This window comes from Planococcus maitriensis, assembly GCF_003289925.1.
GTDB classification, from domain to species: domain Bacteria; phylum Bacillota; class Bacilli; order Bacillales_A; family Planococcaceae; genus Planococcus; species Planococcus maitriensis.
The window spans coordinates 1,261,331-1,285,734 of the sequence record NZ_QLZQ01000001.1 but is presented as its reverse complement, the minus strand read 5'-3'; the positions used below and the strand labels follow the sequence as shown (position 1 = coordinate 1,285,734).

General features: G+C 50.2%; 24 protein-coding genes. 3 read left to right on the top strand and 21 right to left on the bottom strand.

Translation table 11 applies throughout. The features are described 5' to 3' along the window. Window positions 1-388: 388 nt before the first annotated feature. Together DP119_RS06260 and DP119_RS06255 are read left to right on the top strand one after the other, a co-directional pair. Complete coding sequence (locus DP119_RS06260; protein ID WP_112231818.1) at window positions 389-1,093, top strand: 5-bromo-4-chloroindolyl phosphate hydrolysis family protein; 705 nt, start codon at window positions 389-391, stop codon at window positions 1,091-1,093. Beyond that, the gene (locus tag DP119_RS06255) at window positions 1,068-2,237 is read left to right on the top strand and encodes a toxic anion resistance protein (protein WP_112231816.1); all 1,170 of its coding nucleotides are present in this window, start codon (window positions 1,068-1,070) and stop codon (window positions 2,235-2,237) included. Before DP119_RS06260 ends, DP119_RS06255 begins: the two co-directional genes overlap by 26 nt. Before the next feature lie 557 nt (window positions 2,238-2,794). Here the strand turns inward: DP119_RS06255 and DP119_RS06250 are convergent. The 9 genes from DP119_RS06250 to DP119_RS06210 form a co-directional block, all read right to left on the bottom strand. Continuing rightward, a complete protein-coding gene (locus tag DP119_RS06250) occupies window positions 2,795-4,651 on the bottom strand; it encodes a vWA domain-containing protein (protein ID WP_112231814.1) in 1,857 nt (618 codons plus the stop codon). Window positions 4,652-4,660: 9 nt separating this feature from the next. After that, window positions 4,661-5,518: an AAA family ATPase gene (locus DP119_RS06245; RefSeq protein WP_112231812.1), complete on the bottom strand. Its 858-nt coding sequence runs from the start codon at window positions 5,516-5,518 to the stop codon at window positions 4,661-4,663. A 55-nt stretch (window positions 5,519-5,573) separates the two neighbouring features. Next, window positions 5,574-5,771, bottom strand: coding sequence for a DUF6501 family protein (locus DP119_RS06240; RefSeq protein WP_112231810.1), 198 nt, complete (start codon window positions 5,769-5,771; stop codon window positions 5,574-5,576). Between the two features lie 74 nt (window positions 5,772-5,845). Continuing rightward, window positions 5,846-6,445 carry a DedA family protein gene (locus DP119_RS06235; RefSeq protein WP_112231808.1) on the bottom strand — a complete coding sequence of 200 codons (600 nt, stop codon included), beginning with the start codon at window positions 6,443-6,445 and terminating at the stop codon, window positions 5,846-5,848. A gap of 77 nt (window positions 6,446-6,522) precedes the next feature. Then, window positions 6,523-7,788, bottom strand: a complete 1,266-nt coding sequence (gene odhB, locus DP119_RS06230; protein ID WP_112231806.1) for a 2-oxoglutarate dehydrogenase complex dihydrolipoyllysine-residue succinyltransferase — start codon at window positions 7,786-7,788, stop codon at window positions 6,523-6,525. Window positions 7,789-7,812: 24 nt separating this feature from the next. Further along, entirely contained in the window at window positions 7,813-10,641 is a 2,829-nt protein-coding gene (locus DP119_RS06225) for a 2-oxoglutarate dehydrogenase E1 component (protein WP_112231804.1), read from the bottom strand. Window positions 10,642-10,885: 244 nt separating this feature from the next. Beyond that, window positions 10,886-12,532 carry a diguanylate cyclase domain-containing protein gene (locus DP119_RS06220; RefSeq protein WP_112231802.1) on the bottom strand — a complete coding sequence of 549 codons (1,647 nt, stop codon included), beginning with the start codon at window positions 12,530-12,532 and terminating at the stop codon, window positions 10,886-10,888. An 18-nt stretch (window positions 12,533-12,550) separates the two neighbouring features. Further along, a complete protein-coding gene (gene dapF, locus DP119_RS06215) occupies window positions 12,551-13,498 on the bottom strand; it encodes a diaminopimelate epimerase (protein WP_112231800.1) in 948 nt (315 codons plus the stop codon). A 23-nt stretch (window positions 13,499-13,521) separates the two neighbouring features. Then, window positions 13,522-14,598: an undecaprenyldiphospho-muramoylpentapeptide beta-N-acetylglucosaminyltransferase gene (locus tag DP119_RS06210; RefSeq protein WP_112231798.1), complete on the bottom strand. Its 1,077-nt coding sequence runs from the start codon at window positions 14,596-14,598 to the stop codon at window positions 13,522-13,524. 109 nt (window positions 14,599-14,707) lie between these two features. Here DP119_RS06210 and DP119_RS06205 point away from each other — a divergent pair, with 109 nt between their 5' ends. Beyond that, window positions 14,708-16,057: an MATE family efflux transporter gene (locus DP119_RS06205; protein WP_112231796.1), complete on the top strand. Its 1,350-nt coding sequence runs from the start codon at window positions 14,708-14,710 to the stop codon at window positions 16,055-16,057. Here the strand turns inward: DP119_RS06205 and DP119_RS06200 are convergent. The 12 genes from DP119_RS06200 to DP119_RS06145 all read right to left on the bottom strand — a co-directional run bounded on the left by DP119_RS06200 (window position 16,051) and on the right by DP119_RS06145 (window position 24,399). Next, a complete protein-coding gene (locus DP119_RS06200) occupies window positions 16,051-16,290 on the bottom strand; it encodes a hypothetical protein (RefSeq protein WP_112231794.1) in 240 nt (79 codons plus the stop codon). The genes DP119_RS06205 and DP119_RS06200 overlap by 7 nt on opposite strands. Next, window positions 16,287-17,168, bottom strand: a complete 882-nt coding sequence (locus tag DP119_RS06195; RefSeq protein WP_112231792.1) for a CobW family GTP-binding protein — start codon at window positions 17,166-17,168, stop codon at window positions 16,287-16,289. The genes DP119_RS06200 and DP119_RS06195 overlap by 4 nt, the downstream gene beginning before the upstream one ends. A gap of 62 nt (window positions 17,169-17,230) precedes the next feature. Continuing rightward, window positions 17,231-18,760: a lmo1851 family serine protease gene (locus DP119_RS06190; RefSeq protein WP_112231968.1), complete on the bottom strand. Its 1,530-nt coding sequence runs from the start codon at window positions 18,758-18,760 to the stop codon at window positions 17,231-17,233. A gap of 104 nt (window positions 18,761-18,864) precedes the next feature. Beyond that, window positions 18,865-19,569 carry a purine-nucleoside phosphorylase gene (gene deoD / locus DP119_RS06185; protein ID WP_058380644.1) on the bottom strand — a complete coding sequence of 235 codons (705 nt, stop codon included), beginning with the start codon at window positions 19,567-19,569 and terminating at the stop codon, window positions 18,865-18,867. Window positions 19,570-19,638: 69 nt separating this feature from the next. Further along, a complete protein-coding gene (locus DP119_RS06180; RefSeq protein ID WP_112231790.1) occupies window positions 19,639-19,854 on the bottom strand; it encodes a YozE family protein in 216 nt (71 codons plus the stop codon). 52 nt (window positions 19,855-19,906) lie between these two features. Continuing rightward, complete coding sequence (gene msrB / locus DP119_RS06175; protein ID WP_112231788.1) at window positions 19,907-20,332, bottom strand: peptide-methionine (R)-S-oxide reductase MsrB; 426 nt, start codon at window positions 20,330-20,332, stop codon at window positions 19,907-19,909. Beyond that, window positions 20,329-20,859 carry a peptide-methionine (S)-S-oxide reductase MsrA gene (gene msrA / locus DP119_RS06170; protein WP_112231786.1) on the bottom strand — a complete coding sequence of 177 codons (531 nt, stop codon included), beginning with the start codon at window positions 20,857-20,859 and terminating at the stop codon, window positions 20,329-20,331. The genes msrB and msrA overlap by 4 nt, the downstream gene beginning before the upstream one ends. Window positions 20,860-20,875: 16 nt before the next feature. Further along, on the bottom strand, window positions 20,876-21,451 hold the full coding sequence (locus tag DP119_RS06165) for a YpmS family protein (protein ID WP_112231784.1): 576 nt from the start codon (window positions 21,449-21,451) through the stop codon (window positions 20,876-20,878). 11 nt (window positions 21,452-21,462) lie between these two features. Further along, window positions 21,463-22,260: a GDSL-type esterase/lipase family protein gene (locus DP119_RS06160; protein WP_112231782.1), complete on the bottom strand. Its 798-nt coding sequence runs from the start codon at window positions 22,258-22,260 to the stop codon at window positions 21,463-21,465. A gap of 23 nt (window positions 22,261-22,283) precedes the next feature. Continuing rightward, window positions 22,284-23,129, bottom strand: a complete 846-nt coding sequence (locus tag DP119_RS06155; protein WP_112231779.1) for a DegV family protein — start codon at window positions 23,127-23,129, stop codon at window positions 22,284-22,286. Window positions 23,130-23,189: 60 nt separating this feature from the next. Beyond that, window positions 23,190-23,909: a lysophospholipid acyltransferase family protein gene (locus tag DP119_RS06150; protein WP_240616374.1), complete on the bottom strand. Its 720-nt coding sequence runs from the start codon at window positions 23,907-23,909 to the stop codon at window positions 23,190-23,192. Further along, window positions 23,902-24,399 carry a dihydrofolate reductase gene (locus DP119_RS06145; protein WP_112231775.1) on the bottom strand — a complete coding sequence of 166 codons (498 nt, stop codon included), beginning with the start codon at window positions 24,397-24,399 and terminating at the stop codon, window positions 23,902-23,904. The genes DP119_RS06150 and DP119_RS06145 overlap by 8 nt, the downstream gene beginning before the upstream one ends. Window positions 24,400-24,404: the final 5 nt, after the last annotated feature.

The window sequence follows — 24,404 nt, the reverse complement described above, 5'->3', positions numbered from 1 at the left end:
AAATTTTTCAATATGCGAACTTTCATAAAAAAATTCACATATTCCCAAAAGTACCGGCACTTGCTGATCACTTTTGGGAATATGTGAATAGCTGTTGCGGAAGTTCGTATGTTGAATTACCTTAATTATATCAAATTGACTATAAAAGTCAAACAAATCTAAAAACTTTCTGAATTTTTTCCAAACTATTTTTAATCCTTCTAAAAAATCCTTATAAGCATTATGCCAAATTTATGGGAAATTGTAAAGGATTAATGCGCTGTTGGTCAACGGTCCGGAAGTTTGTATTGACTGTGCCATTCACGTAAAATAAGGGATAGAGATGCGCAAGATGAAACTTTTCCCTGCGCCGCACGTATAGTTTAGTAGCCGTTAAGGAGGTTAGAGCATGAAACCCATTAAGCCGATCGAAAACTTCATCAAAAGACAATCGGTCAGCCTCCCTCTTATGTCCGCCATGTTTCCGATCCTCTATTTAGGGGCAGAAATCGGGCTGCTTGCTTCCGGTGCTGTTGCAGCCGGCACTTATTTCGCCAGCAATACATCGATGAAGCAATACCAGCTGTCGAGCGACTCAAAGCAGCTCGGCATGACAAGAAGCGAATACCGCAATATCCGCGTGCAGATCAAGGAAGGCAAAGAAAAAATCAAAACCTTGCAAAGCCAATATTATAAAGTGCGTTCCATATCATCTTTCAAGCAATTGATGGATATGGTCAAAATCGCCAATAAGATCCTGATGATCGTCCAGCAAAACCCGCGTAAATTCTATTTGGCAGAACCGTTCTTCTATTCTCATCTGGATTCCGCCATTGAATTGACCGGGAAATATACATTATTGGTCGGGCAGCCTGTCAAAGACATGGAGATGCGCATTGCGCTCCAGGAAACCCGCGAAATGCTCCGTTCGCTCCAACAGGTGATGGAAGCCGACCTGAAACGCGTGCTGTCAACGGATGTGGAGCAATTGCGCATGGAACTTGATTATGCGCGGCTCGCTGTCGACCAGCACCATACGCGTACGATTGATCAGCAACAGCAAATCGAACATAAAGGAGACATGGAAAATGACCAACAACCAGACGAGAAATGAGTTGGATGAACTTCTTGGGACCCCTTTTGGCATGGAGGAAACCTCACAGCAAACTCAATTGGCGCAAACGGAAGGCCAGCCAGTCGCGCTGCTCGACCGTTTGAGTGCCGAGGAACAGGAAAAGGCCCGTGAATTGGCCAAGCAGATTCCGACCGGCAACCGTGAAGCCATCCTCACATACGGCGCCAATGCCCAAAACCAGCTGAGCCAGTTCTCGCATAAAATGCTCGATCACGTCCAGCGAAAAGATATCGGCCCTGTTGGCGATGTGCTCCACGACCTTATGAAAAAACTCGAACAGCTGAACCCCGAAGAGCTGACGCAGAAAAAGCAAAAAGGGCTGCGCAAAATGTTCAACCGCGCAAAATATTCCGTCCAGGAAATGATGAGCAAATACCAGAAACTGAGCACACAAGTCGACCGCATCAGCGTCCAGCTTGACCATTCAAAACGAGGCTTGTTGGAAGACGTCCAGATGCTCGAACAACTATACGACCAGAACAAGACCTATTTCCAGGCTTTGAACGTCTATATCGCGGCAGCTGAAATCAAACGGGACGAAATCATGAATGAAACGATTCCCGCACTGCGCAAGAAAGCCGAAGCTTCCAATGATCAAATGGCCTATCAGGAAGTGAACGACATGGTCCAGTATGTCGACCGATTGGAAAAGCGCCTGTATGACCTGCAGCTGTCACGCCAGATTACGATCCAAAGCGCGCCGCAGATCCGCATGATCCAGCAGACCAACCAAACGCTTGCGGAAAAAATCCAATCATCGATTATGACATCCATTCCACTATGGAAAAACCAGATCGCCATCGCGTTGACCTTGAATAAGCAGATGAAAGCGGTCGAGGCGCAAAAGCAAGTGACTTCCACTACGAATGACTTGCTTTTGAAGAACTCGGAAATGCTCAAGATGAACTCGATCGAAACCGCACGTGAAAATGAGCGCGGCATCGTTGAAATCGAGACCTTAAAGCAGACCCAGGAGAATTTGCTTGAAACGATTGAAGAAACATTGAAAATCCAGGCAGAAGGCCGCCGCAACCGTAAAGCGGCAGAGCTTGAAATTGGCCGCATGGAAGAAGACTTGAAGCAACGCCTGCTCGCCATTCACGATGGCCGGGAAAAGAATTGATTAAAAACCCCTTCGCATTTTTTGCGAAGGGGTTTTTAAAGAGTGTTGAAGAAGTCTATTAATCCATTGCGAAATAGAATGGAGTCGTTTTTTCTACATTCAATAATCAATGATCTTCCTAAGTATTTGGAGAAGCGTTCGCTCGTAACCCCTTCTGCTCAATAATGCTGCGCATTACTTTTGCAAAGATAATGTCTCCCGTAGGTCGACCTTATCTTTCCTGTCAAGCAGCGTAAGCGACGAGACGGCCGAGACCCCGCAAGGAATGAATGAGCGAAGCTTCTCTGAGCGCATTCATTTGCGACGCATCTGCCACGCAGATGTGGGAGCAAATTTTTTCTGCGATGCTTGAGCGAAGCGAAAGTTGAGCAAGCGGGTTTTCTGCGATGCTCGAACGCAGTGAGAGTTGAGCACAAGGGTTTCATAGCGACTGAGGAGGCTTGGGCGCGAGCCCACGGAGTCGCGCGATAAGCTTCGGAAAATACGACTTCTTAACTTTCTTGACAAGCTGAAAAAACCCCTTCGCATTTTTTGCGTAGGGGTTTTTAGATTGTTCATTATAATGCCTGTACAACCAAATGCAAGGTGCGTTTCAATAAGCGCAGCGTCTGCTCGACAAATTGCTCCAGTGAATCGGCGCTGACCGATTTATTGCCATAGAGCATCCGGTAGAACGCTGCTTGTTCCTCGCTTGTCGATTCGCCGCTCAAGAACAGATGCATCACTTCGATGCCCATCTTCCCGGTTTCCGACACCGCTTGAGCGGTATCGATAATCCCGTTATCGGCATAATTATAAGCTGAAGGCTCGCCATCCGAAAAGACCAACATGAATCGGTGTTTTTCGGGACGCAATTTCAGGCGCTCGGCCATCCATCGAATTGCAAAACCGTCACGGTTGTCTTCATGCGCATCCAGTGACATTATTTCAGCTGCATGGTCGGCCATGCCATCGGTAAATTTATGCAGCCATTCAAAATAATTGGGCTGTTTATCATCCCCCGCCTCATAGGCATCTTCATAGAACACCGCGATTTCATGCGGAATATTGAGCGACCTGAGCACATCGTGGAACAATAGCACCGCCTGCTTGGTCTCGTCGAGCTTGTCGACCATCGAAGCGGAACCGTCGATCATCAAGCTGAAGACTGCATCCAATTGCTTTGAAGGGGCGGTTTTCCGGTAGAAAGGCTTGGGCCGTTCGTCGGTGACGAGCGGCAATAGGTTTTTCGACAGGCGGCCGGCATGCAGATTCGTCCGCTCGCTTTCGACACGCTGCTGCATGCGCTTTTGCATTTCCTTCAGCAACGCACGCACATATGGCGCTTGCTCGCTGCGCCATTGCTGCAGCTGCTGGCGATCGAAAGGCAATGGTTCGATGCGTGATTCATAATAGACGACGCCATCATTCGCAGAACCAAAACGGCCGTTCGCTTTTTTCGGTTTCTTTTCATCTTTCCTGCGCTCATCAGCCAGGTTGTCCTCCCTGTGTTCGCCTTGTGACTCTCCCGTTCCGGTCTGTTCGACTTCCCCCGCGCCTTCTTCTTCCCTTCCCCCATCGGCAAGTTTTGAATCGCCGCGCTCGAGTTCATACTCAAGGGCTGCGGCATCATTCAACTCGGTTTCCCGGTGCCAGGACTGGAACCATTCTTCGATCGTGTCGATCTCCTCTTCCCCTTCTGGCTGCTCTGCCTCAATGCCTTCATGATACCTCGGAGGCGGCATTTTTTCCGCCGGTTCGCCGAATGTATAATACGTATGGAGGGCATCCGAACCTAGCAAATATTCCAGCCTTGGCAAAATCTTTTGGACGGTTCGCATAGAGTCATCAGTGGAATCGGCACTGAATAATTCCGTCCAGGCCAGAAATAAGGGATCCAGCTCGTCACTTAGCGAGACATCCTTGCCCCGCAGCTTTAAGTATGCTGCATTGAGGAAGGCATCAGCCCAAAATCCCTTTTTCCGGTTCTGTTCCAGCTGGTCTTCGTGAAAACCGGTGACTATTTTCTCCCTTACTTCAAATACAGGCTTCGTCCCGGGACGCTCCGCAACGACACGGTCGCTTAAGCGGAATTCTTCCGCCATAAGCAGCAATTGCGCGGAAAGTTCCGGCAAACCGGTTTCCATCCTTTCAAAATCGCGCCAGGAACGCATGCTGAAATGGCGCCAAAAGCCAGCGCTCACCAAATAAATATCCGAAAGATACCCCGCCTGCTCGATTTCCTTTGGCCGATGGCGCCAGAACACACTCATCGAGACAGCGCCTTCAGATGGCCGGAATTCCCATAATTTCCGTGTTGTCACCTTCAAGTAAGGGGCGGATGACAACGCTCTCGCAAGATGTTCCATCCGGTTAAGGAGCCTTGTATCAACCGTTTCATTATTGAATTGGATAAAGCGATTGATTGAAGTCATCCTGCATCCCTACTTTCGCCAAGTATTCGCCAAATCCATCAATAGTGTCCGTTCACTTTCATCGTCCAGTTTTTCAGCGATGGCGTAGCGGACGGCGCGCAAAGGATCGATGTGCATCGCAAGCGCAGTGGCATCCATTAAACTGCGGATTGAGGCGGCTTCTTCCGACATGAGGCCGCTCTCCACTTGCTTCATCAAATCCGCTGCCAAGTTCAACATGAAAGTTTTCAGCTTTGGGTCTGCATCCGGAAATTCCCTGTCCCATAGGCCCCGGAGCTGATCGCCGGACAAATAAGGAATCGGATAGGAAATGAAACGGTTTTTCAACGCTTCATTCATCGGCGATGTCCCGATATACCCTTCATTGATGGCAGCCATTACCGAAAAGTCAGGATGCGCTTGGATCACTTCACCGGTAAATGGGTTGGTCAGCATACGCCGATAATCGAGCGCACTGTGGAGAATCGGCAAGGTTTCAGCTTTTGCCATATTGATCTCATCAATATAAAGGATATGGCCATGTTTCATGGCCGTGACGACAGGGCCTTCAACAAATTCGATCGCGCTTTTCCCATCGCGCTGAACCAATGTCTTGAAGCCGAGCAAGGCTTCCGCGTCCAAGTCGACCGAGCAGTTGATGCTCTGCATGGGCTGCTGGAACAGGTCGGAAATGCTTTCTGCGAGCTTGGTTTTCCCTGCTCCTGTCGGCCCTTTCAACAGCACCGGCTTTTTCAGCACGACAGCTGTCAGGATGTCGTCCCAGAGATTTTCATCCGGCGAGATATAGCCGCCTTCGCCGATCAGGTTCGAATCTTCTGCATGGTCCCGCTGCGTCCGTTTTTGAATTTCTTCATCGATAATCGTCATCTGCTCCACTCCTGTCTCCATAGAAAAAACCGATGGCTTCATCGGTTTTTGTTAATCACTCGAAATAAGTTTTGTAATAGCCGCCGACTTTCCCTGTATTGTCGACGACAAACAAAAATTCTTCAGTTTCGTTTTTCACGTCATATTGCTGTCCTGCCGTCAGCACATTCGACACCAGAAATTTGTCGGCATCGGTATGCTTGCACTTCACGGTACGGATGGTTTCTTTTTCCAGCCAATTGGTATGTATCATTGTTCTCATCCTTTTCTATCTTAATAATTAATGTTCATCAGCTAGTTTCAGTATAAGGAAAACTCCAGAGGAATTCAAACTTGCCCTCCCTTGCCGCCTTTTCGGACGATTGCCAGATATACCATCAACCCGATGACCGCGATACTCGATAAGGCAATCAAAAACCATTGCAGGTGTCCAAGAATCGCTTCATAGGCGTAGGGGAAACTGCGGCCCAATGTGAAATAGGCGACGGTCCAGATAAATCCAGCAGGCAGGGCATACAACAAATAGCGCCCCAGCGGAAAGCGGTCGGCACCCACGACGTATGGCATTGCCCAACGCACGCCAGGAAGGAAAAAGCTGAAAGCGATCGCCCAATTGCCTTTATGGGCCAAAAATTGCCGGAAGCGTTCAATGCCGCTCTGCAGAAATGTCGACTGCAGCCATTCGATCAACCGGTTCCCGAACAGCCAGCCGAGCCCGTATGCAAATAAATTGCTTGTGACCAGCCCGCTATAAGCGGAAAGAAAGGCTGGCAGCGGCTTGAAATCACTTGTTTCCGTTACGACGCCTGAAAACGCTGCCGCGAATTCATTCGGGATCGGCAGGCCGAACAGCAGAAGCCAATTCACCAAGAACATGCTCAAGTACCCGTATTCCATCGCCATTTCCCATAAAAAATCCAGCTCCATCCAAATCCCCCGTCTCTATGCCACATTATCCCATAACAAAAGGCAGCCCCGCAATGGAGCTGCCTTTTGGTGTGGTCTTAAGATTCAAGCAATAGGTCTTCTGGGTTCTCGATCAATTCTTTCACTGTTTTCAAGAAACCGACAGAATCGCTGCCATCGATGACACGGTGGTCATACGATAGTGCTACGTACATCATCGGGCGGATTTCAACATTGTCGCCCACTGCAATCGGGCGCTTCTGGATCGTGTGCATGCCGAGAATCCCGACTTGCGTACCGTTCAAGATCGGTGTAGACAAGAGTGAACCGAAGACGCCGCCGTTTGTAATCGTGAACGATCCGCCGGTCATATCGCCGATCGACAATTTCTTGTCGCGTGCTTTTGTCGCCAATTCGCCGATTGACGCTTCAATTTCTGCAAAGTTCTTTTTATCCGTATCACGGACAATCGGCACTACAAGGCCTTCCTCAGTCGATACAGCGATTCCTACATCATAGAACTGCTTCAAGAGAACATCTGTGCCATCGATTTCAGCATTGACGTATGGATATTTTTTCAATGCAGCTGTAACTGCTTTTGTGAAGAATGACATGAATCCAAGCTTGACGTCGTGGTCTTGCTGGAATTTGTCTTTCTTGCGCTTGCGCAGTTCCATGACATTGGTCATGTCGATTTCGTTGAACGTCGTCAGCATGGCAGTCGATTGCTTCACTTCGAGCAAACGCTTCGCAATGGTCTGGCGGCGTCTTGTCATTTTTTCGCGGACGATACGGCCGCTTTCTTCATCAGAAGATGGGGCTGCAGCAGCTGAGGCTTTCGGTGCTTCCTGTTTTGCAGGAGCCGCTGCCGGTTTTGAACCATGTGCTTCAACGTCCTGGACGCGCACGCGGCCCATTGGGTCGACTGGAGTGATGGAAGCCAGGTCAATACCTTTTTCACGAGCCAATTTACGGGCTGCCGGGCTTGCGATTGTGCGGTCGGAAGAAGTGCTTTCTTCTTCCGACGGTGCAGCTTCCTGGTCAGCAGGAGCTTCTTGCTTCGCTTCTTCTTTAGCAAGATCTTCTTTTGGAGCTTCTTCTTTCGGTGCTGAAGCTGCCGCTTCGCCAGAACCTTCTCCGACTGTTGCGATTACTTGGCCGACTTCAACTGTATCGCCTTCTTCTGCAAGCAATTCCTGGACGACGCCCGCTTCTTCAGAGATGACTTCAACATTGACTTTGTCTGTCTCAAGTTCAACGATGAATTCCCCTTTTTCCACTGTATCGCCCGGCTGTTTCAGCCATTGTGCGATCGTTCCTTCTGTAATCGATTCTGCTAATTCCGGTACTTTGATCTCTGCCACAATTAATTCCTCCTTAAAAGTTCATCATTTCGATTTAGCTAAAGCTTCATCGATGATGCGTGCCTGTTCGACTTTATGTGACTCGCCGTCGCCTTCTGCAGGGCTTTGGCGCTTCATGCGTCCGTAGTATTTCACTTCTTTGCCGTCTGCAAGTTCGCGCAAGTAAGGGTCGGCAAATGACCAAGACCCCATGTTTTGCGGCTCTTCCTGGACCCAGGCCAATTCCTTGGCATTCGGGTAACGGTCGATGATCGCTTTGATTTTCTCGGATGGGAACGGGTACAATTGCTCGACGCGGACGATATGCGCCCACTCGTACCCTTTCCCGTCTTTGACGCGTTCAGCCAAATCGATGGCCATCTTGCCGCTTGCAAATAGCAGGCGTTTTACCTTCTTCGCATCCTGCCCTGTACCCGGCTGTTCAATGACTGTCTCGAACTTGCCTTCTGCCAATTGGTCAACTTCAGCCCCGACAAGCGGGTGTCTAAGAAGTGACTTCGGCGATACGATGATCATTGGGCGGATGGCTTCCTCTCCCAGCATTTTCGCCTGGCGGCGGAGAATGTGGAAATAGTTCGCTGCGCTGGACAGGTTTGCAACTGTCCAGTTGTTTTCCCCAGCCATCTGCAAATAGCGCTCGAGACGGGCGCTGGAGTGTTCCGGTCCCTGCCCTTCATAGCCATGTGGAAGAAGCATGACCAAACCGGATTTCTGGCCCCATTTCGCGCGGCCGGACGAAATGAATTGGTCGAACATGACTTGTGCCATATTGGCGAAATCCCCATATTGGGCTTCCCAAATGACCAAAGCTTTGTCATTCTCAACATTATAGCCGTACTCGAAGCCCAGGATGGAAGCTTCACTTAGCGGGCTGTTGTAGACGACAAATGATGCTTTCGAGTCGGAAATGTGGTGGAGCGGAACAAGCTCGTTGCCGTTTTTCTCATCATGCAATACAAGGTGGCGATGGGCGAATGTCCCGCGCTGGGCGTCTTGCCCTGTCAGGCGGATCGGGTGGCCTTCTTGCAAGATGGTACCGAATGCCAAAGTCTCCGCATGGGCCCAATCGATTTTGCCTTTTCCTTTGAATGGCTCTTCGCGGCGTTTCAGGATGCGCGCCAATTTGCCGAAAACGGAAAAGTCTTGCGGCCATGACAATAGCTCCTGGTTCATTTTTTCAAGAGCGTCTTTACCGACACCCGTTTCGATTTCCGGGAAACCGTTCAGGACGGCTTCCGGCATCTCCACTTTCGGGTGGTCGTCGGATTTGTTTTCCTTCACTTTATCATAAGCTTCCTGCATCACTTTTTGGATGTCTGCATCGAGCTTTTTGACTTCATCTTCAGAAAGCACACTTTCTGAAGCTAATTGTTTCCCGTATAATTCACGGACCGTGTCGTGCTGATGAACGCCCTGGTACATCATCGGGTTCGTCACTAGCGGCTCATCCATTTCGTTATGGCCGTAGCGGCGGTAGCCGATCAAGTCGATCAAGATGTCTTTCCCGAACTTCTCGCGGTATTCAAACGCCAAGCGAGCGACAGCTACGACAGCTTCTGGATCGTCTGCATTGACATGCAATACCGGAACTTCAAAGCCTTTTGCAGGGTCGGATGAATAATGCGTTGAACGGGAGTCATGCTGTTCCGTCGTAAAACCGATCAGGTTATTGGCGATGATATGGATCGACCCGCCAGTTTGATAGCCTTTGATGCGGCTGAAGTTCAATGTTTCCGTCACGATGCCTTGCCCTGGGAACGCTGCGTCGCCGTGTACGAGGATCGAATAGGCTTTTTTCGGATCGTGAGGGGCTAAACCACTCTGCATAGTCATTTCCTGTGCAGCGCGTGTTTGCCCTGTAACGATCGGGCTCACGACTTCCAGGTGGGACGGGTTATAGGCAAGCTTGATCTTCGTTCCTGCCTTCGAACTATGTGCAGCACCCATATGGTATTTCACATCGCCGAACCAGCCTTTCGTGATTTCAAGCGATCCGTCTTCCGGAAGGAACGCTTCATCGCCGACATGGGCGAATCCAGCGAACATCATTTCATACGGCTTATGGAGGATGTGTGTCAAAACATTCAAACGGCCGCGGTGGGCCATGCCGATCATGATGTTTTCAGTGCCTGACGATTCAGACATGCGGACCAACTCATCCATCAAGACGACAAGTGAATCGACGCCTTCGATAGAAAAGCGTTTCTGGCCGACAAATGTACGGTGGACGAACTTCTCAAATCCTTCCACGCGCGTCAAAAGATCCAATACCTGTTTTTTCTTGTCGGCATCGAGTTTCGGCTTCATATCGCCTGCTTCAATTTTCGACTGGATCCAGCTGCGTTCCTGCGGTTGGATGACATGCGCGAATTCGTAAGCGATTTTGTCGGTATAAAGCGATTTCAGGTAATTGATTGCATCAAGGCCGTTTTTCACTTCGGCTGGAGCGTTTTCCAGGATCAGGGATACTGGGACATCTTTCAAATCGGCTTCTGTCAAGCCGTATTTTGAGATTTCCAGTCTTTCCGTGTCCCGCGGCTGGTCTTTCAGCGGGTAGATATCCGATGCCAAATGGCCATGTGCACGGATCGCTTCCGCTAAATTGACCGCTGCCAGTACTTTTTCAAAGCGGTTCGGTTCGACTGCGGCACCGGAAGCAGTTCCGGCAGCAGCGCCGGTCTGTACGGCAGGCTGCTCAGCAGGCGGGCCGTATTGCTTGAATAGCTCTGCAAACTCAGGGTCGATCAAATCAGGGGATTCCTGATAAAGCTCGTACATCTCCATGACATAACCCAAGTTTGGGCCGGTTATGGAATTCCATGGGGATTTTGTGTCCGGTTGATTGGTAGACATTGAATAACCTCCAACTATTTGCCTTATGGCATTCACTTTTATTTATAGGTCTTTCCTATTTTAGCACGCCCCTCGCCCGACTTAAAGCGGCAGGGCTGTAGCGGTACTGAACGAATTTCCATATCAATCTTACTACTTCCACTGAAAAAAACAATGCTTTTACTTGAAAAGATTCAGTTAAAACACATTGAAGCGCTTACATGCATCCAAGGCGGCAGAATTACCGGTTTCTTATGGAAGAAACTCATTCTTCGCCGTGAAAACAAACGATGCCCCCGCCTTTTTTCTTCGCTTCATAAAGTGCATGGTCGGCTTTTTGGATCAGCTCCTCGAACTCGCTCCCATCTTCTGGATATAAGGCACTTCCGATTGAGCAAGTCGGGGAGAATTGCTGGCCGTCGATAATCCATCCATCTTTCAAGGTTTGCTGGATTCGCGAGATGATGCTCTCGATCTGGCTGCGGCTATCGTTGGCGGAAATCCCTGGCAGCAGGATGAGAAATTCATCTCCTCCGATACGCGCCGCCACATCCCGCTTTCGGATGCTGCGTTCAAGCGCGCGGGCAAATTGATGAATGAATTCATCGCCGATTTCATGGCCATGCTGATCATTGATTTCCTTGAAATTATCGCCATCTATGTATAAAACAGCGACTTGGTCTCCCATCCGGCGGCTATACGCTGCCATTTCACGGAAATGTTTGACCATCATCCGGCGATTCGGCAAATTCGTCAACGGATCGTGATACGCCATATGGTGCAATTGCTCTTCCATTTCCTTGCGGTCGGTGATATCGAACAGGATGGAGAGCATCTGATAGATCCGCCCTTCGACATCAAATAGCGGAATGATCGTGGCATCCACCCAGAACGGCTGCCCATTCTTCTTCAGGCTTCGCACTTGACCGCGCCAGATTTCGCCTTTTTTCAGGACAGACTGGAGATGTGCAAGTTGCTGCTCAGGCATGATGGCTTGCCCGATCGACAGTATATTCATCCCGGTCAATTCACTGCTGTCAAAGCCCGTCAGTTTCTTGAAGTTATCATTGGCAAATTCAATCATACCGGAGATATCCCAAATGAGTACGAGTGCTGCGTAATTCAGTGCATCCTTGTAGCTTTCCAGAATATTCTCCGTCCGTTTCAGTTCATGCTTCAATAACAATTCATTCGTCAGCTCACGGAACACGACATGGAAAGCACGGATGATTCCATCTTCCTTGATCAATGAATAACTGGCTGAAAACTTTGCCTCGCGCCCATCGCTTTTGACACGGTTCAAGAAAATCGAACTCGCTTTGTGGGTACTCCGGCTGTTTTCAAGAAGGAGCTTGCCCGTTTCGAAGAATTTCTGCTTGTCGTGCGGAATGTCATCGTAATTGCGGCCAATCCATTCCTGGCGTTCCACGCCAAAGGTTTTTTCATAAGCCGGGTTCATATCAAGAATGGTGAAATCCGCCGAGATCATCAACATCGGATCGACTGAATTCTGCACAAGCGATTGATAGAACAGATAATCCTCTTCTATTTTCTTTTGTTCAGTCACATCCCTCGTGATGGCCAGCACATATTGCACGCCCTCGTGCCTGAATGGGGTCAGCTCGGTTTCCATCGCGGTGCCGCGGTCGGAAAACAGGCTATAATCACGGTAACGATGCCGTTCATTGCGCTTGATCGCAATCCGGTATTGTTTATGGATTTCATGGGCTAATTCCCTCGGCATGCACTCTTCTACAGTGCGGCCCGTCAAATCGATCCCGAAAATTTCCATGCAGACCGGATTGACCCAAGCATAAACAAAGCCGTTCCCTTGCTGTTCCATGTAATAGACCGGGTCGGCCGCTTTCCCGTACAGCATATCCATTTGCTCTTTCGTAAATGGTCCGGACATCGAATCCACCGCTTTCTGTTATCTCAGCTCTGCTGTCGCACCGCTGATTTTCTCAATGAATCTTTCATAAGCCGGCTGCTCATCCGACTGGTTCATCAGTTCCAGCTCGCCGCCTGCTGAAGCAGTGCCGGCACGGAAGCGATAAACGCCCAGATATGTCGCATTGCCGCTCAATTTCAATTGATACTGGCCGTCCGCGGATTTTACCGAACAGTTAACCATACCACCTGGGTTAAAGACGGAAACGTCACCGAACGGGACGAGCCCCGCAAGGCAGCTGACCAAAGCGGATGCCGTCATGGCTGTACCGCAGGCGTCCGTAAAGCCGACGCCTCTCTCGTAAGTCCGGACAAAAATCCCTTCTTTTAATGGCGTCACATAACTTAAATTGACCCCGTCCGGAAAATAGGGATTGTCGCCGTTAAAATAAGCGGCCCATTTTTCCTGATGGGATGGGTCTTGCTGCAAGTCCTTGCCGACGATCCCGATCAGGTGAGGGTTCGGCACGGCAACTGCCGTAAACGGAATGTCAGCACCCACGAATGGCAACGCACGTTGGCGCCATTCCGTATGCTGATCGAACATCATCGGCAAATCGGCAAGCTGGAAAGACACCGGTGAAATTTCAACACCGTACATGTTTACGCCGGCGTCGACTTCCTGTTCTTTTTGCACCGCCAAATCCGCTTTCATCGTTTCGATTACGGCCTGTTCGATGCCTTCCCGTTCGCAAACATAGCGCGCGACGCAGCGCAAACCATTGCCGCACATGGAAGCTTCGGAACCGTCCGTATTGAAGACACGCATTTTAGCATCGGCACGTGAAGATGGCGAGACGGTCAATAAGCCGTCCACGCTAGGGTCGAGCAATGCCAATTCCTTTGCCAATTGCGGAAAATCATCGCGGTCGCTTCCTTCATAGAGGAAAAATGTATTCATTGAACCATGTACTTTCAGTAATTCCATAACGACACCTCTTCAACTCAAGTTTATTTGGCGTGCGCAGCCACCAACTTCGCCATTTCATAGGCGGTTTTCGGCGGTTCCGCTTCTGTCATAGCTTGTATCAATTGCTCTTCTTCTGCAACTAGGCGTTCAATCGCCGCCATGAAGCTCTGTGCATTCAATTGCTCTTCTTCAAGGACATGGGCAAAGCCTTGCGCCTCAAATAAATTGGCATTCAGGATCTGGTCTCCCCGGCTTTTTTGCTTCGATAGGGGAATGAGCAGCATCGGCTTTTTCAAGGCCAGAAATTCAAAGATCGAATTCGACCCTGCGCGGGAGACGACGAGGTCCGTCAAATGCAAAAGATGCGACAATTCATGCGTCACATATTCGAACTGGCAATACTGTTCGTGGCCTTCAAGGCGTTCATCGATATTGCCTTTCCCGCATAAATGAATGATATTGAATTGCTCGGTCAACATATCCAGGTTCTCGCGCACCGCATCATTGATGAGAGCCGACCCTTGGCTTCCGCCCATCACCATCAATACTTTATGGGTGTTATCGAAATGGCATAATTCCCTGCCGCTCGCTGCAGAGCCATCAAGCAATTCACTGCGGATGACCGAGCCTGTGCAAGTCGATTTCTCTTTCGGCACATGGCGCATCGTTTCCTTGAAGACCGTAAAGATATGGTCTGCAAACGGGATTGCCAATTTGTTCGCAAGGCCTGGTGTTACATCGGATTCATGGATGATGACAGGCACGCCTGCGAGACGCCCTGCCATCGCGACCGGCACTGAGACGAAACCGCCTTTTGAGAAGATTGCGACCGGCTTCACTTTGCGGATGATGTTCAAGGCTTGCGTCAATCCTGCCCCCACACGGAACGGGTCCGTGAAATTCTTCATTGAGAAATAACGGCGCAGTTTGCCGCTTGAAATGGCGTGGTATGTAATTTCCGGATACGAGTCGCGGATCAATTCGTTTTCGATGCCTTCTTTGGAGCCGATATATTCGACGCGGAACCCGAGTTTTTCCAGTTCCGGGATGATTGCCTGGTTCAATGAAACATGGCCGGCCGTTCCGCCGCCCGTTAGAATGATTGTCTTGTTTTCCATCTGTTGTCCTACTCTCCTACTGTGTGCATAGGTGTCTTCATCACTTTGCACGGTTTGTGTGATATACTCGTTTTATTTGGTATTGCAAGTGTATTGGGAGGCTATGAATATGTACGAAACGAAAACGACTCAAGAAAAACTGAAACTTTTAATGAAAATCGTCTTGCCGATTCTCATCACCCAAGTCGCTATGTATATGGTGACTTTTTTCGATATTTACATGACCGCCCGCTACGGGACCGAGGATCTTGCCGGCGTGTCGATCGGATCCTCTTTTTGGGTTCCGGTTTATATCGGCCTTGCCGGCATCCTCATGTCCATTACTCCAATTGTAGCACAATTGATGGGAGCCAAGAAAAAAGAAGGCGTGAAAGACGCGGTGCAGCAAGGGATTTACTTGGCTATCATCCTCGCCGCTGCCGTCTTCGGCTTTTTCTTTTTCGGCATCGGTTGGCTGCTCGGGTTCATGGATCTTGAACCCGCCGTCAACGAAGTAGCTCGCAGCTATATTTTTGCGATGAGCTTAGGACTGGTCCCGCTGTTCGCCTATAACGCGCTGCGCTCGTATATCGATGCGCTCGGTGCTACCCGCGTCACGATGTTCATCACCTTGATGTCTGCACCGATCAATGTTTTCTTCAATTATTTGCTGATCTTCGGAAACTTCGGCTTTCCTGAACTCGGCGGCCCAGGTGCCGGGATGGCGTCGGCCATCACGTATTGGCTAGTGCTCGCGATTGCCGCGTTCATCATCCATACGAATGAACCGTTCAAGTCATTCGGGATTTTCCGCAAATGGGCACGGCCTTCTTTGGCCCGTTGGAAGGAAATCACAGGGATCGGCGTGCCGATCGGCATTTCGATCTTCGCCGAAACGAGCATCTTTTCCGCGGTCACATTCATGATGTCTGTATACGGGACGATCACCATCGCCGCCCATCAGATTGCATTGAACTTCGCCTCGCTCCTCTATATGCTGCCGCTCAGCATATCGATGGGCGCGACGATACTGGTCGGGTTCGAAGTGGGGGCAAAGCGTGCGTCACATGCCAAGCAATACAGCTGGCTCGGCGTCGGTGCAGCCGTGACGCTCAGCGTCATCTCTTCCGCCATTCTCTACTTCTTGCGGGAACCGATTGCCCAGTTGTATTCTTCCGACCCGGCGGTGATCGGGCTCGCTGTCCAGTTCCTGATCTTTGCCGCCTTGTTCCAAGTGTCGGATGCCGTCCAAGCTCCGGTGCAAGGGGCGCTGCGCGGCTATAAAGACGTCAATATCACCTTCATCATGGCGCTCATTTCCTATTGGGTCATCGGGCTGCCTTCTGGCTATCTGTTCGCCACATACACCGATCTCGGCGCATTCGGCTATTGGGTCGGGCTGATCGCCGGGCTCACGGCAGGCGCCATCACCTTGTCGATCCGCCTGTTAATCATCCAAAAAAAACTTGCCGCTCAATGAGCGGCAAGTTTTTTGTATAACTGGATCAATTGTGTTTTTTCCTCTTCCGCAAGCGCCGACTCATGGATTCGCACGATCGCCAGTTGCAGCTTTTCCTCCACCGATTTGCGGACACGCGGGTGGGTCAATTCGTCGTTCAGCTCCACGCGTATGTTTGTTTCCAACTCGTCCTGCGTCGTGATGCACTGTACCCCTTGCCGGTCAGGCCATAAGCTTTTATACGCCTCGATCATGGCATAGCCAGCTCCTCAAGGTTTTCACCGATCAGCACAATCTGGTTGCGCAGCTTCATATATTCGGGAAGCCATTGCACCATGCCATACGCATATTGGAAAGAATGCGGGTAGCTATGGCCTGAAAGCGTGAGATAGCCTTTGATGCGGTAGACCGTATCCGGCAAATTGCGCAGCCACTCTTCAAACGCTTCGCGCTCGATGGGCTCATCAAATGAAACGATTTTCGTCTGCAAATTCAATTTTGACACCGGTGCTTGTTCGACCGGCCCTCGCTGTGCAGGGCTCACAGATTCAAGCAATTTTAGCGGCACTTTGGCATGGACCGTCTGGACGATGCGTGCCGTCGGATTGATTTGCTGGATTTCAAAAATCGCCTGGCTTTGTTCCGGTTCGCTCAGCAAATCCATTTTATTCGCCAGCAATAAATCGGCATGGCGGATCTGCTCGATGAACAACGAGCGGATTTGTGGTGACAATTGCTGGCGCTCCAAAAAGCGTTTGCTGTCAGCCACCGTCACGATCCCGCGGAAGTTCAAGCGCTCCGCGAACAGCGGCGAGAATATCGCATCGAGTGCTTCGACAGGATGCGCCGCCCCTGTCGTTTCGATCAATAATACGTCGAATTCCGACTCCGCGAGCAAGGTCTGGATTTGCGCTTCCGATTTTTCCGAGCCGCTGCAGCAAATGCAGCCATCCAGGATTTCCTTGAGCGGCACCCCGTCCCCCACTTCTTCCGAATCGAAATTCATCGAGCCGAGTTCGTTCATGAACACCGCCGGTTTCAAGCCTTTTTCTTTAAACTCCATGATCATTTTCTTCAGTAAAGTCGTCTTCCCGCTCCCGAGAAAACCACTGAATAAATAAACATCAACCATCGACTCACCCTTTCTTCCATGTGCAAGAAAAGGCCCGCCGGAAGCGGGCCTTTTCCACTATCTTATTCTTCTGTGCCCGCTTCTTCATCAGCCGGTTCTTCCGTTGTTAATCCAGCTTGTTCCATCAAGATCGTTGTTGCTTCTTGAAGCTGCGGGTCTTCCGTATTGATCTTTTCGCGCAATTGGTCCATGACCGCATACGTTGTATCTTCGGTCAATACACCGTCCGCTTCCAGATCGTTCGCTTCCTGGAATTCGATGACTGCCTGCTCCATTTCTTCTTCGAACACGCCGTCGATTTCACCGACTTCATAACCGAGTGCATCCAGCATTTTCTCAGCAGTCTGCACTTGTTCGGAAATGCTGCCATCCTTCAATTCGACTGACGGATCAAGAAACGGCAGGGATGCGTATTCCGGATATGGGACCACTTCATCCGGCTCGATGCCTTCTTCGTGGATCCAATTGCCATCCGGAGTCAGCCATTTAGCGGTCGTGAACTTCAGGTTTGAGCCATCCGACAGGTCGTTCGCTGTTTGGACGGTCCCTTTCCCGAAGGTTTTTTCGCCGACCAATGTCACATCCGCGGATTCACTCATCGCTCCTGCCAAAATCTCAGAAGCCGATGCACTGCCTCCGTCGATCAGTAAAGTGACCGGGATATCCAGTTTATCGCCGCCTGTAGCCAAGTACACTTCCGGCTCTTCGCCTTTTGCCTGCACTTCGAACATTTCCTTGCCTTCTTCGATGAAGAGGTTGGAAATATCGAGCGCCGTATTCAACAAGCCGCCTGGATTCTGGCGCACATCAAGGACTGCCGCTTCCATGCCTTGTTCTTCCATTTCAGCAATGGCTTCCTGCAATTCATCATAAGTGTTCTCAGAGAAACTGGTGATATTGATATGGGCGACTTGGTCATTGACCATTTCCGCATACACCGTTTCGATCGGAATCTCATCGCGGACGATCGTGATTTCGATCGGGTCAGCATTCTCGCCGCGCTGGATCGTCAAGGTCACTTCGGTCCCTTTTTCCCCGCGGATCAACATGACCGCTTCGGTCGTAGAAAACCCTTGAATGCTTTCGCCGTCAACTTCTAAAATCTGGTCATTTGGCAAAACCCCCGCTTTTTCAGCCGGCGAGTTCTTGATCGGCGAAACAACCGTTACGTACCCATTGCGCTCTTGGACTTCTGCCCCGATTCCTTCAAAGCTTGAAGAAATGCCTTCCATGAACTGGGCAGCTTCTTTTTCATCCATATAATCGGAATACGGGTCGCCAAGGGCATCCACCATGCCGTTGATGGCACCGTTGATTAAATCTTCCTGTTCCACTTCCTCGAAGTATTCCTGCTCGATTTGGTCATAAGCCGAATAAAGCTTCTGGAATTCCTGGCGTTCGGGGCTGTTCACTTCGACCGCCTTTTCGTCTCCAAAAGTCAATGCGAAAACGGTGATGCCCGCTGTCGCAATAATCAAGGAAAAGACGAGCATAATGAAATAGAATGTTTTCATTCGAATAAAATGCGACTTCGGTTCCTCTGCCGCTTGCGCTTCGGGTTGCTGTTCTTCTCCCGGTCGCTTTTCGTCCATTTGGTTCACCACTTTCTTAATTCACCTGACAGCAAATTTCATAAATCCTCCTGAAACTTGGCGGGGTTAAAAGAAAAAGACTGCCTCGACAGTCTTTTTTCCTGTTAGTCTTGGATCGCAGCGTCCAATGCCACAACGATCATATCATTGAAAGTCGTTTGGCGTTCTTCGGCGGAAGTCACTTCGCCAGTCAATAGATGGTCGCTGACCGTCAGGATCGATAGCGCTTTGCGGCCGAATTTCGCTGCCAGCGTGTACAATGCGGAAGACTCCATTTCAAGGCCTAGAATTCCGTACTGCGCCCATTTTTCATGCTCTGCATGCTCGTTGTAGAAGACATCTTCCGTGAAAACATTCCCGACACGCAAGTTCAAGCCTTTTTCCTGGCCGGCTGCATACGCTTTTTGCAGAAGGTCGAAGTTGGCGATCGGCGCATACGAGATGCCATTGAAGATGATATCGTTCATTTTCGAATCCGTAGAAGCTGCTTGTGCAAGGATGACATCACGCACTTTGACGTCTTTATGGATCGAACCGCATGTCCCGACACGGATCAATTTCTGCACATCATACTCTTGCATCAATTCCGTCACATAGATCGAGATGGACGGTACGCCCATGCCCGTTCCTTGAACGGAAATGCGTTTGCCTTTATATGTACCTGTGTAGCCGAACATATTGCGGACTTCGTTATACAATGTAACGTCTTCTAGGAACGTTTCCGCGATGTACTTCGCGCGAAGCGGGTCTCCCGGCAGCAGAATAGTATCGGCGATATCGCCTTTTTTAGCATTAATGTGGACACTCATCATAAAACCTCACTTTATTTTAGTCGATTTAATCATACTGTTTTTTCATGCCAAGTGCAATGAAGAGCCTCAACCGGCTTCGTATTCTTCCCATATCCGGTCGAATGTGGAAGCTTGGAGAACGGGATGCGCCTTCTCTTCGACATATTGGGAGATTTCATGAAAATCCGTGCTCGTTTTCGGGAAGCTGTGATCCAAAAACATCGCCTCGGCAAACCGGGAGTATTCGTCTTGCACGATTTTACCGCGGTATTTCAGAGCAAATTGATAAAACGAGCGCTCCATGAGAGGCTCCTCCTTTCAGCAAAAAGCCCGGACCGGAGTCCAGGCTGCCATATTATTCGAATAGTTGCAGGTACTCACTATAGCCTTGCTCTTCCAATTGGTCTTTCGGAACGAAACGCAACGCCGCCGAGTTGATGCAATAGCGCAAGCCGCCGAGTTCAGAAGGCCCGTCCGGAAACAGATGGCCGAGATGCGAATCAGCAGAAGCAGAGCGCACTTCCGTCCGTCTCATGCCGTGGCTTGTGTCAAAGCTTTCCTTGATTTCCCCGCCTTCAATCGGCTTGGCAAAACTTGGCCAGCCGCAATGGGCATCGAATTTATCTTTCGAGCTGAACAACGGTTTACCCGAAACGATATCGACATAGATGCCTTCTTCGAAATGTTGGTCGAATTCACCTTGGAACGGCGGTTCAGTGCCGTTTTCCTGCGTAACGTGATATTGCATCGGTGTCAATTTCGCTTTCAAATCTTCTTTCATTTCGATTCCCCCCAATGGTTTTGGATAAATGCCTTGCGGCCGGACCCTGTTGCATAGCGGTTATAATGTGCCGGGTTCTTCTGGTAATAATCTTGGTGATAGGTTTCTGCCGGATAGAATTCCTTCGCCGGCAAAATATCCGTAGCGATCGGCTTGTTAAATTTTCCAGATTTATCCAATTGATATTTAGATTTTTCAGCCGCGATCCGCTGTTCTTCCGTATGGTAATAAATAGCGGTTTTATAGGAATCGCCGCGGTCGAAAAACTGCCCGCCGGCATCGGTCGGGTCAATCTGCGACCAATATACTTCAAGCAAGCGCTCATACGGGTAAAGCTCAGGCTGGAACGTGATTTCAACAGCTTCCCGGTGGCCGGTCAAATTTGTGCAAACTTGTTCATACGTGGGATTCGGCAAATCGCCGCCTGTATAGCCGCTGACGACTGCCTCTATGCCTTCCAAGGAATCAAAAGGCTGTACCATGCACCAAAAACAGCCGCCTGCAAATGTCGCTTTTTCCGTTCTCATCTTACCCCTCCTCACATTATGGCTGGATCGTCACTAAAAGACGGATATCATCTTCTTCAAGGTCGAACGATGTTGCGCGCACCGAAACCCCGCCATTGATCGGGATTTCCGTGAGATTCAGCAAGACTTCCTCTTCTTTCGGCATCACTTCCATAAAATCCGGAAGATCTACAGAGTCCCGAAGTAATTTTAACGCTGACTCCGGTGGAATGTCGAGCTGTCCGACTTCAACCGAACGCTGCTCCAGGAGCAAATTGCCATCCGGCAGCACGGCCGGGTCAAACGTCAACAGGATCGGCAAGGTCACCCCGAACACCGTCAATTCGGTAGACAAACTGACATTGTCGGCCACCGCGAGGCGCAAAGGCATCGGCTGCCCCTCCATCGCATCGGCGATATAGGTGTTCGCAATGCCTTCGAAATCGGCTTTCGTCGTATTGACGACGACGGTATTGCCTTTAGGCGGCGGAACGCTTTCCGCTTGATAGTCTTTGAAATTATCGGATGGTGCCGTTATGAACAGGAAAAATCCAATGACAGCAATCAAGTTCAGCACCAATAGCACGAAGAATGCAAAACGCCATTTCTTCATCTTTCCACCTCCTATCCTTGGAAGCTGATTCCGCATTGACCCATTCTGTCCGAGACCCGCTCAGCCATCAGGTCATAACCTTTGCTGTTCGGATGGAAGAAATCGGTATGGTAAACCAAGTTCTCGTTACCGACGAATAAATCGCTGACGGGCACGAAACAGGCATGCGGGTCGCCTTCCAATGTTTCTTGCATGACCCCATTATAGGAAGCGATGATCTGATCGAATTCTTCCACTTCATCCGTCACCAGAGAAAACGGGTTGTACAGGCCGACGACGATAAGCGGCGCCGACGGGTTCAATGCGCGTATCGATGCGTAGATGGTCTCGAAGCGGTTCTGGTATAGAACGAGTTCTTCGCTGAACGCTTCGATGTTAAGCGAAAACAAATCGCGTTTGACGATGCGCATGACGTCGTTGCCGCCGATTGTCATGAAGATATAATCGGAAGCAAGGAGCGGCCCCGACAGCTTGCCTTGCTGGAACAACGCCAATAATTGATCGCTTCTCCTGCCGCGTTTCGCTGTATTTTCGAGGGCGATGCCTTCCACCCCCGGCCATTCCGCCATTTCGAGCGCAAGGCGGCCGGCATAGCCTCCGCGGTTTTCGGTATCGCCCACCCCTTGTGACAAAGAATCGCCAAGGGCGGTGATGATGACGGTTTGAGGGATGAAGTTCGGCGGGATTGTATACGGGGCGAATTCCACAGGCAGGCGCGGCGCCGCTTCTTCTTTGCCGAAATTGAACGTCGAAGCACATCCCGCAAGCACAATCGATAAGGCGATGACAATATACAGGATGTGTTTCACGTCCGTCTCTCCTTTACGATTACTTAGGCCTGCCCCGTATAATACATGAAACCGATGGCGCCGATTCCCGTATGCGTGGAAATGACCGGAGTCGTGAAATCGTAGCGGATATCGGTGAAGCCAAGTTCCTTGATTTTTTCACGCAGCGGCTCAGCCATCGACTGCCCGTTCGCCTGGGCGATGCCGACGCCTTTGATTACTTTGCCTTTCGTGCGTTCGGCAAAATCTTTCACTAGATAGTCCACGACTTGCTTATGGCTGCGCATTTTCGCGACAGGGGTGTATTCGCCATCGTCGAGCGAGGCAATCGGCTTGATCTTCAGGAACGATCCGATCATCGCACGGCCTTTGCCGATGCGGCCGCCTTTGACTAAATTATCGAGCGTATCGACCACGACATACAGCTTCGTATTGCGGCGCACCTGCTCCACGCGCTCGACAATTTCCTGGACCGTTTTCCCTTGTTTTGCCATGTCTGCAGCTTCGAATACCTGGAATGTCAAAGCATGGGAGATGTAGCGGGAATCGATGACCGTGACATCGGAATCCGTCAATTCCGCTGCTGTGCGGGCAGATTCCACGGTGCCGCTCATGCCGCCCGTCATATGGATGGAAATGATTTGGCTTCCATCCTTGCCGAGTTCATCATACAGTTCTTTGAAGACGCCTGGCGCAGGCTGTGAGCTCTTCGGGAACTCATCCGAATTTTCCATCAGTTCAAGAAAAGCCTCCGGTTCCAAATCGACGCGGTCGAGATAGGTCTTGCCCCCGATCTGGATCGATAAAGGAACGACGTGAAGCCCGTATGCTTCTATTTCTTCTGCTTTCAAATCAGCAGTCGAATCCGTTACGATATGAATTTTCGACATTCGATCACTTCCATTTCATCTTCTGATAGGTGTTAAGGGTTTTGCTTTGCATACAAAAAGTCACTGGACTTCTGCCAGCGCCTGTTCGATGCGGCTCTTGACCAATTGCGCCGCTTTTACGCCCGCAGCGTCCAGCTCTTCGGGGGTGATCGGCTTGAGCACCTGGACGGTCACATGGGCCGGGCGGATTTGGTTATTGTTGTTTTCCATGATGCGCGATGTCCCTTCGATCGCAATCGGCACGACCGGCACTTGGGCTTCTTTTGCGATGCGCATGAATCCGGCTTTGAATTCCTTGAGGCCCTGCCCTTTGCTTCTCGTGCCTTCCGGAAAGATCAGGATGGAATGGCCTTCCTGAAGCTTGCCGATAGTATCGGTAATGGACTTGAATGCGCTGCGCCGGTCGGTACGGTCAAGGAATACGCAATTCATCTCTTCCATATAAGACGGGATGATCGGGAATTTCCTCACTTCTTCTTTGGAAATAAAGCCGAACGGTTTCGGGATCGACGACAACAGCACCGGAATGTCGAAATTGCCTTCGTGGTTGCTGACAAACAGCACCGGCCCTTCCGGCAAATAATCGAGCCCGCTCACTTCCACTTCACTGCCGGTGCGCTTCATGATGCCGGACGCCCATTTCTGGGGCTCGCTATGGATTAGCCGGGAATATTCCGGTTGGCCCAATTGCACTTTGCGCTTTTTGAACTTCGCCAGATTTTTGGCGGCAATCGGCAAATAGCCAAATAGGTAGGAGAATGTTCGGGCAGACTTAAGCAAGCGTTTCTCCTCCCGCATCGCGTTCAAACACCAAATAGGAATACGGGATGCCGTTTGAAAGATGGCGCTCAGACTCGGATACTAACTTCCATTCCCTTCCGTATTCAGGGAAAAACGTATCCCCCTCAAACGGCTGGTGGACCAGTGTAATATAGAGCCTGTCAGCGATCGGCAAGGCTTCGCGGAAAATTTGCTCGCCGCCGATGACCATCACTTCCTCGTGTTGCTGTTTGGCCAATTCGATTGCATCAGCCAGGTTGTGGGTGATGTCGACGCCTTGAGCCGTGTACCCGGTGTTGCGCGTGACGACAATATTGCGCCGTTTCGGCAAGGGACGCCCGATCGATTCGAACGTATTGCGCCCCATTACCATGCCTTTCCCGATTGTATGTTTTTTAAAATAGGCCAAATCTTCCGGAATGTGCCATGGCAATTGATTATCCTTGCCGATTACGTATTCCGGGTCATGTGCCACCATTAATGAAATCATAAGTT

Excerpts from the sequence above, each read along its gene's own strand:
- DP119_RS06235 (WP_112231808.1), bottom strand. The coding sequence starts at position 6,445 with ATGGAGCTGGATTTTTTATGGGAAATGGCGATGGAATACGGGTACTTG.
- DP119_RS06260 (WP_112231818.1), top strand. The coding sequence starts at position 389 with ATGAAACCCATTAAGCCGATCGAAAACTTCATCAAAAGACAATCGGTC.
- DP119_RS06190 (WP_112231968.1), bottom strand. The coding sequence starts at position 18,760 with ATGGACGAAAAGCGACCGGGAGAAGAACAGCAACCCGAAGCGCAAGCG.
- DP119_RS06245 (WP_112231812.1), bottom strand. The coding sequence starts at position 5,518 with ATGACGATTATCGATGAAGAAATTCAAAAACGGACGCAGCGGGACCAT.
- DP119_RS06240 (WP_112231810.1), bottom strand. The coding sequence starts at position 5,771 with ATGATACATACCAATTGGCTGGAAAAAGAAACCATCCGTACCGTGAAG.
- DP119_RS06225 (WP_112231804.1), bottom strand. The coding sequence starts at position 10,641 with ATGTCTACCAATCAACCGGACACAAAATCCCCATGGAATTCCATAACC.
- DP119_RS06165 (WP_112231784.1), bottom strand. The coding sequence starts at position 21,451 with ATGAAGAAATGGCGTTTTGCATTCTTCGTGCTATTGGTGCTGAACTTG.
- DP119_RS06195 (WP_112231792.1), bottom strand. The coding sequence starts at position 17,168 with ATGGTTGATGTTTATTTATTCAGTGGTTTTCTCGGGAGCGGGAAGACG.
- DP119_RS06205 (WP_112231796.1), top strand. The coding sequence starts at position 14,708 with ATGTACGAAACGAAAACGACTCAAGAAAAACTGAAACTTTTAATGAAA.
- DP119_RS06155 (WP_112231779.1), bottom strand. The coding sequence starts at position 23,129 with ATGTCGAAAATTCATATCGTAACGGATTCGACTGCTGATTTGAAAGCA.
- deoD (WP_058380644.1), bottom strand. The coding sequence starts at position 19,569 with ATGAGTGTCCACATTAATGCTAAAAAAGGCGATATCGCCGATACTATT.
- DP119_RS06180 (WP_112231790.1), bottom strand. The coding sequence starts at position 19,854 with ATGGAGCGCTCGTTTTATCAATTTGCTCTGAAATACCGCGGTAAAATC.
- dapF (WP_112231800.1), bottom strand. The coding sequence starts at position 13,498 with ATGGAATTACTGAAAGTACATGGTTCAATGAATACATTTTTCCTCTAT.
- DP119_RS06250 (WP_112231814.1), bottom strand. The coding sequence starts at position 4,651 with ATGACTTCAATCAATCGCTTTATCCAATTCAATAATGAAACGGTTGAT.
- DP119_RS06255 (WP_112231816.1), top strand. The coding sequence starts at position 1,068 with ATGACCAACAACCAGACGAGAAATGAGTTGGATGAACTTCTTGGGACC.
- DP119_RS06145 (WP_112231775.1), bottom strand. The coding sequence starts at position 24,399 with ATGATTTCATTAATGGTGGCACATGACCCGGAATACGTAATCGGCAAG.
- DP119_RS06220 (WP_112231802.1), bottom strand. The coding sequence starts at position 12,532 with ATGTCCGGACCATTTACGAAAGAGCAAATGGATATGCTGTACGGGAAA.
- DP119_RS06200 (WP_112231794.1), bottom strand. The coding sequence starts at position 16,290 with ATGATCGAGGCGTATAAAAGCTTATGGCCTGACCGGCAAGGGGTACAG.
- msrB (WP_112231788.1), bottom strand. The coding sequence starts at position 20,332 with ATGAAAGAAGATTTGAAAGCGAAATTGACACCGATGCAATATCACGTT.
- msrA (WP_112231786.1), bottom strand. The coding sequence starts at position 20,859 with ATGAGAACGGAAAAAGCGACATTTGCAGGCGGCTGTTTTTGGTGCATG.
- DP119_RS06210 (WP_112231798.1), bottom strand. The coding sequence starts at position 14,598 with ATGGAAAACAAGACAATCATTCTAACGGGCGGCGGAACGGCCGGCCAT.